The organism is Acinetobacter sp. SW-226 (assembly GCF_055632855.1).
This window is the reverse complement of record NZ_JBVNBD010000009.1, coordinates 1-6,494: the sequence shown is the minus strand read 5'-3', so window position 1 is coordinate 6,494 and position 6,494 is coordinate 1. Positions and strand designations below refer to the sequence as shown.

Here is a 6,494-nt window from a genome sequence, read left to right as displayed (position 1 = left end):
AAAAGGGATTCATAAATACATGGTATATCAGTATTGAACAATGCTGATATAAATTAGCCCTATTTACTGAAATACGTATTGAACGCTTTATGGTCTATAGTATTTCCAAAAATCACATACAATATGTGCTAACACTAAACTCTCGTAGCTACTATGAACTCTCCCCAGAATCACAATTTATTCCTCAAAACTCTAAATATCATTGAGGATAATTTTGATCATGAAATTGAGAAATATAGAGAAAGCTCTGATACTGACCCACTATTCTTTTTAGGTGATTGCCTAGAAGTCTTGAAAGGCATTCCAGATGAATCAGTAGATACGATCATCACTTCGCCACCTTATTGGAGCCAAAGAGAGTATGAGAATGGTGGTATAGGATTAGAAAATACATTAGAAGATTTTTTCTTAAACTTATTGAAAATAACACATGAATTAAAACGGGTTCTGAAGCCGACAGGTTCTTTTTGGCTGAATTTAGGTGATGTATATAAGAATAAGCATCTTTTAGGTATGCCTTGGCGCTTTGCTTTTAAATTAATAGATGAGCAAAATTGGGTACTCCGCAACGAAGTTATTTGGAATAAAGTTAAAGGAGGCATGGATAACTCTAAAGATAAACTAGGGAATGTTCATGAGACTATTTTCCATTTCGTAAAAGATCCCTCGAAATACTTCTACAGTACTGACGAAATCAGGTCTAAGCCAAGACAAAGTAAAGTAGTTAATGGAAGTATCGTATCTGCAACTGGGGTATCTGGAGTAAAATATAAAAGAAAAATTGAGCTATCTACAGAACTTACGAATGAAGAAAAAAACAATGCATTCAAAGCATTAGATGAAATGTTAAAACATCTAAAAGAAGGTAAATATTCTGATTTCCGTATGGTTATCAGAGGGGCAAATCGTACAACTCATTCCAATAGCGATAAAGTCTCTGGTCGTGCCAAAGAATTATTGACCAAAGGATTCTATTTCCTGAAATATCATCCAGAAGGAAGTAAACCTAGCGATGTATGGGAAATATTACCTGAAAGTTCGTCAAAAAATAAAGAACACTTCGCTCCTTATCCTATTGATTTGTGTAGAATTCCAATTCTAGCCACCTGCCCAATCAATGGAGTTATTCTAGATCCTTTTGTTGGGACAGGCACTACTTGTATAGCAGCTAAGATTTTGAATAGAAAATCTATTGGTATAGATATTTCAAGAAGCTATCTAGAGACAGCAAAACGTAGAGTACTTAATGAGTAAAATTGTAGAAATTTTTGGATTAAAAACCACTCATGATAAAAATGAGCTAATTCAAGCAATAGAAGATCAAACATGTCCTTATTCTAGGAAAAAATGTTATAAAACAAGAAAATCTGATCCATCTATTGCAATAGGGACATGTACATTACAATACTCAAGCCCAATAGATAAAAAAGCAGAGAAAATATCAACAATTATTTGCCCGAATCGACTTCTTGAAAGAAAACAGATATTTATAGACTGTATTCATCTCCTTACAGGTCATACTCCAGGAAATGAATTACATTTAGTCCCAGAAGTAAAGATTCCTGGAGGAAATGTAGATTTTTTCCTTATTTCGGCAAAGGATGGGAAAGTTAAAGATTTTGTTGGAATTGAATTACAAACATTAGACACAACAGGAACAATTTGGCCAGAACGTCAGAACTTATTAAAAGAGTTAAAAATTTTAGATAAGAATATAGAGGTTGAAAAAAAGCCCTTTGGTATGAACTGGAAAATGACTGCAAAGACTATTCTTGTTCAAATGCATCATAAAGTAGAAACCTTTGAGCATATTAACAAAAAAATGGTATTAGTCATTCAAGATGTGCTTCTAGACTATATGAAGAAAGAATTCTCATTTGATCATCTAAATGAAAATCCTGATATTGCTGATTCATTTCATTTACATGCCTATCAACTTAAAAATGATAATTCTAAAAAAGATTTTATGATCTCTTTATCCAAACGATTAAGTACTGATGCTAACGGTATTGGTACCTGCCTAGGCTTAAAGTCAGAAGCAAAGGTTGAATTAGAAGCGTTGATAGCTTTACTCCAAAGTAAAATTTCAGAGCATACTTCTCTAACTTTAGATTTATAAAAAAAGGAAGCTATGCTTCCTTTTTTTATTTTTGAGGTTTTTTTATTTCTTGAGATTCACCAATGCGAATTAAAGGTGGTGGTGGCACAAAGTCAGGTTTGACTTGTTCATCTGATTGATTACTCATACATTCATCTCACTTTGGTTTTGTTGGTTTAGCTGTAAATTGATCTCGTTCTGGTGCAGGAGCAGGAACAAAATCAGGTTTAACTTCACCTTGATTAGCATTACTCAATTTATTTAAATTCCTAAAGTTTTACTTAAAATCACAAGTATTATCACAATGATTAATGAACCACCAGCATCTCTAATATTTTTAAAAGCTTGTTGTAATAGATCTGCCTTCTCATCAATCACTTCAGAATATGACTTAATTACATCTTTATAATGATGAGCTAGCCCTAAATATACGGTTCCCCGACTATACTTTTCGAAATAATCTATCATTCCTTCCGTAGTATTAACTCTGAAAAGTTCTTTCACCTGTAAGCAAGAAAAAATCTTTCCTATCGCTAGACATAAAAAAATAAAAGTTAGTCCAATATAAAATGATGTTAGTAAAAATATATAAATATTTGGTCTTACTTCTTGATCTATCAGGTAATACTTAGCAATTAAAGAGAAAGCCGTGATAAATACTGTTGTATAGGTAAGATACTTAATCGCTTTATCTTCTAACTTACTGTAGTGGGCTTTGATGGTATCAAACTGATTTTTTTGAAATTCATATAAAGCTTTATATTTCTCTAAATCTAAAACATTTTTTTCATTCATGGCTATTAATAATTAATTTTAATATGAACATTGTTTCCGTGATTTAAAATTTCAACGGTGTACCCTTTTTCTTTCAGACTTTTTTCCACAAAATTTAGCTCAGCTTGATCAACAACCTTTGCCAAAAAGCCTACAATAATTTCTGTGTTACCAGCTTTAGAATTAGCTGAAATAGAGTTTGCTACTTGTTTTAGTATTTCATCAGCACTTAAACTAAATTTCTCGGCATTTTCACGTGCTTCTTGAGCTGAAATTAATGACATTTCATCTTCCTAATTAATTAAAAACTATACAAATAATCTATTTTTAATTAAGCGAAGTCAATCAAACAATTACATCTATACGACTATCTGTGTCGCATAAATATTTAACATAAAATCTCTTATACGCAGCCCAGGTTAATCCTGGGCTTTTTGTTCAATCTGATCATTGACCTCAAACATGCCAGGATTAGTGATCCGGATGTTTTCCTGACAATTTCCGCAAAGCATCAGTCCTGCAAAAAGCTGTACGTTGTCCCTTGAATCACAGAAAGCACATGGTTTAGAGAGTTGAATAATATTGCTCATGGCTTTTTCCCTTCAAAATAGTTCTTTTGGGCATACGCATTTCCTTGTCTCTGCATACCGCGAATATCATCTCTTTCTACTTTTAAATGCATAAGCGTACCGAGTAGCATCATGTACACTCCACCAAAATCTTCAAAGAATTTTTTGTTCAGATAATTGGCTTCAGTAAACTTATCGAGGGAATAGTTAATCTGCTTTTCGAAATCATTCACTACTGTTTCAATCCGACTGGCCTGCCGTTCAATACTGGCCATCTGTAAATTACTGGTCAGAAGATCCCGCAGATAAGTCCCTAATTTATCGCCCTTCAACTGAGCCAAACGCTCATATTCTTGTGCAACCTGATTGTCTAATCTGACGGCAACCGTTCGAGTACTGTTCATAAAAACTCCTATCATTTGTTTTCAATCTAAGCACCTAATTTCTAAAAAGTAACTATCAAATATAAGTAAACACTGTGTTAAGTTTTAATGATTACAGGTTAAATAGCTAATATAAAAAGAGAAATTCACATAAAAGCGTAAACAAAGGTGATTACAATCTATCTTATTGTTTTGTAAGTAAATATTGCACTTTATTCGCAATAAAAAGTGTTTACAGCTAAGTCTATGAAAGATAACAAAAATCATGCTAAAAGCGTAAACGCTTTCCAGGCAGATGAAAAATCGCTGTATCCCTTATAGCATAAGGCTTTGGAGCTTTTATCTTTAGATGCGTGATGTGTGAACCAAAAATTGCCGGTATGTACCGGCTCCCAATCCATTTAATTGACTTAACTGACAGTAAAGATAGTGCTTGACCAAAAGAGATCCTGGCTATTGTGTTTCTAAGGGAAAAATCTATAAACGGGAACTCTAGCCTACAGATCAAAAATAAAACCCACGTTAAAACGCTCTTACATGCGATTTCAGCCACATTTTTACTTAAAACATAGAATCTACTATTGAAATGAGTAATCAGGTCAAAAAACGCAAATGAGGGCTAAATAGAGGCTATTTTTGTTCTAATCGGGATGAATAGAGCGAGTGTCTACGAGCGAAGCAACAAAATTCGCACCTCGACTCTCTGAAAAACAGCTTTTTAGGCTGTGAAGCCTAAATAAGCGTAAATCACATGCAGAAAATTGGGCCTAGATCGAGCGTAGCGAGTAAAAAAGCTTTATGAGCGAAGCGAATTCCGAGTTGCTTTTGCTTTTTCTAAAAGTCACAACAGGATGATCTAAAAAATTGCCCCACGAATCGAGCGAAAGCGAGATTCAACAGAGTTTGAGCGTAGCGAAAACCAAGGGCAATTTTTCTTTGCCAGGGCTTTTAATAATTTTAAAGTTTTTAAATGCTTTTAGACTAGCTGAACACCTTTATTTTAAAGGCCTGTAGAGCTTATATGACTACGTTTACCTACCAATATGACTACGTTTACCTACCAATATGACTACGTTTACCTACCAATATGACTACGTTTACCTACCATAAGTCTTTATAATATTTTTTGTAGATTTAACTACGTTTACCTTGCATAAATCTACATAGTTATTAATATAGACTTATATTCATAAATAATAATGTAGATAAATAAGATGCGGGATTTAGTTGTTAAAGATAATGCTCTAATAAATGCTAGCTATAATTTGGACTTAGTAGAACAACGTTTAATCCTATTGGCCATTGTCGAGGCAAGAGGTAGTGGCAGAGGTATCAATGCAAATGACCCATTAGAGGTTCATGCAGAGAGTTATGTAAACCAGTTTAATGTTGCACGACAAACAGCTTATCAAGCTCTCAAAGATGCGTGTAAAGACTTATTCGCACGCCAATTTAGCTATCAAGAAGTAAATAAAAGAGGAAATATTGAGAATGTCCTAAGCCGCTGGGTCAGTGAAATTAGATACATTGATGATGAAGCAACAGTAAAATTAATATTTGCACCTGCAATCGTGCCTCTTATTACACGTTTAGAAGAACAATTCACAAAATATGAGCTACAGCAGATTAGCGATCTTAGTAGTGCTTACGCTGTACGTTTATACGAATTATTGATTGCTTGGCGTAGTACTGGCCAAACACCTGTTATTGAACTAGCAGAGTTCAGGCAGAAGATAGGTGTTCTCGATGATGAATACACTAGAATGGGAAACTTCAAGGATCGAGTGTTAAATCTAGCTATTGCCCAAGTTAATGAGCACACAGACATTAACGTTAAATGTGAGCAACATAAAAAAGGCCGTAACATTTCAGGATTCTCTTTCACATTTAAGCAAAAGAAAGTGATCACCTCTAAAAGTTCAACTTCACTTGAACTTTTCTCAAAAATGACCGATGCACAACGTCACCTTTTTGCTAATAAACTTTCTGAACTTCCAGACATGAATAAATATTCTCAAGGTACAGAAAGCTACCCACAATTTGCAGTTCGAATTGCTGAAATGCTAAAAGATAAAGAGAAGTTTGAAGAGCTTTTGCCACATCTTAAAAAAGTAGGATTTAGTACAAAATAAACTTCATGTTCAGGTAGGATGTTCATCTAAACATCCTTGTACATGCACTGAGGGATTACATTGAACACAACAAAATTCAGCGTCATGGACGCAAGTAAAGCTTTTAAAAAATCACGAACAACAATATATGAAGCTATAAAAAATGGTGAATTATCAAGGGATCATGATGGTCTTATAGATTTATCTGAACTTATCAGGGTCTATGGTAACCCTATCGGTGTTCAGTCCAATACACGTACTGAACACGTTCAAAAGGATGTACAAGTACGTGTTCAATCTGAAATTGAAAATGTATTGAAAGATCAAATTTCTCTACTCAAAAATCAATTGGACTTAGCCAATCATAGAGAAAAGGCTTTGATGCAACACATAGAAGATTTGACTCATAGAATTGAGTTTAAAGGTCAGCTTGAACAACCAAAAACAGAGGTAGAAGAGCACAAAGTTGCTCCTCCTGTTCATTCTGAGATGACAGAGAATCCTAGACTAGAACCAGGCCAGAAAGATGACGGATTGACTACTCCGGTCGAAACAGAAA

At 34.1% G+C, this 6,494-nt stretch carries 8 protein-coding genes; 4 read left to right on the top strand and 4 right to left on the bottom strand.

The window, feature by feature from the left end:
* Positions 1–153 precede the first annotated feature (153 nt).
* Both ACZ8ZH_RS20205 and ACZ8ZH_RS20200 read left to right on the top strand, forming a co-directional pair.
* On the top strand, positions 154–1,254 hold the full coding sequence (locus ACZ8ZH_RS20205) for a DNA-methyltransferase (RefSeq protein ID WP_275890173.1): 1,101 nt from the start codon (positions 154–156) through the stop codon (positions 1,252–1,254).
* Positions 1,247–2,119 carry a NotI family restriction endonuclease gene (locus ACZ8ZH_RS20200; protein WP_470247986.1) on the top strand — a complete coding sequence of 291 codons (873 nt, stop codon included), beginning with the start codon at positions 1,247–1,249 and terminating at the stop codon, positions 2,117–2,119. Before ACZ8ZH_RS20205 ends, ACZ8ZH_RS20200 begins: the two co-directional genes overlap by 8 nt.
* 240 nt (positions 2,120–2,359) lie before the next feature.
* Here the strand turns inward: ACZ8ZH_RS20200 and ACZ8ZH_RS20195 are convergent, their stop codons facing one another.
* The 4 genes from ACZ8ZH_RS20195 to ACZ8ZH_RS20180 form a co-directional block, all read right to left on the bottom strand.
* Positions 2,360–2,893 carry a hypothetical protein gene (locus ACZ8ZH_RS20195; protein ID WP_240295775.1) on the bottom strand — a complete coding sequence of 178 codons (534 nt, stop codon included), beginning with the start codon at positions 2,891–2,893 and terminating at the stop codon, positions 2,360–2,362.
* Positions 2,894–2,898: 5 nt separating this feature from the next.
* Positions 2,899–3,156 carry a hypothetical protein gene (locus ACZ8ZH_RS20190; protein WP_240295776.1) on the bottom strand — a complete coding sequence of 86 codons (258 nt, stop codon included), beginning with the start codon at positions 3,154–3,156 and terminating at the stop codon, positions 2,899–2,901.
* Positions 3,157–3,291: 135 nt separating this feature from the next.
* Positions 3,292–3,462, bottom strand: coding sequence for a hypothetical protein (locus ACZ8ZH_RS20185; RefSeq protein WP_470247985.1), 171 nt, complete (start codon positions 3,460–3,462; stop codon positions 3,292–3,294).
* Entirely contained in the window at positions 3,459–3,845 is a 387-nt protein-coding gene (locus tag ACZ8ZH_RS20180) for a hypothetical protein (protein WP_087554567.1), read from the bottom strand. Before ACZ8ZH_RS20180 ends, ACZ8ZH_RS20185 begins: the two co-directional genes overlap by 4 nt.
* A 1,193-nt stretch (positions 3,846–5,038) precedes the next feature.
* Here ACZ8ZH_RS20180 and repM point away from each other — a divergent pair.
* Both repM and ACZ8ZH_RS20170 read left to right on the top strand, forming a co-directional pair.
* Entirely contained in the window at positions 5,039–5,956 is a 918-nt protein-coding gene (gene repM / locus ACZ8ZH_RS20175; protein WP_032049727.1) for a replication initiation protein RepM, read from the top strand.
* A gap of 60 nt (positions 5,957–6,016) precedes the next feature.
* Positions 6,017–6,494: plasmid replication DNA-binding protein (locus ACZ8ZH_RS20170; RefSeq protein ID WP_470247984.1), on the top strand; the 478-nt coding region annotated here is incomplete at its 3' end.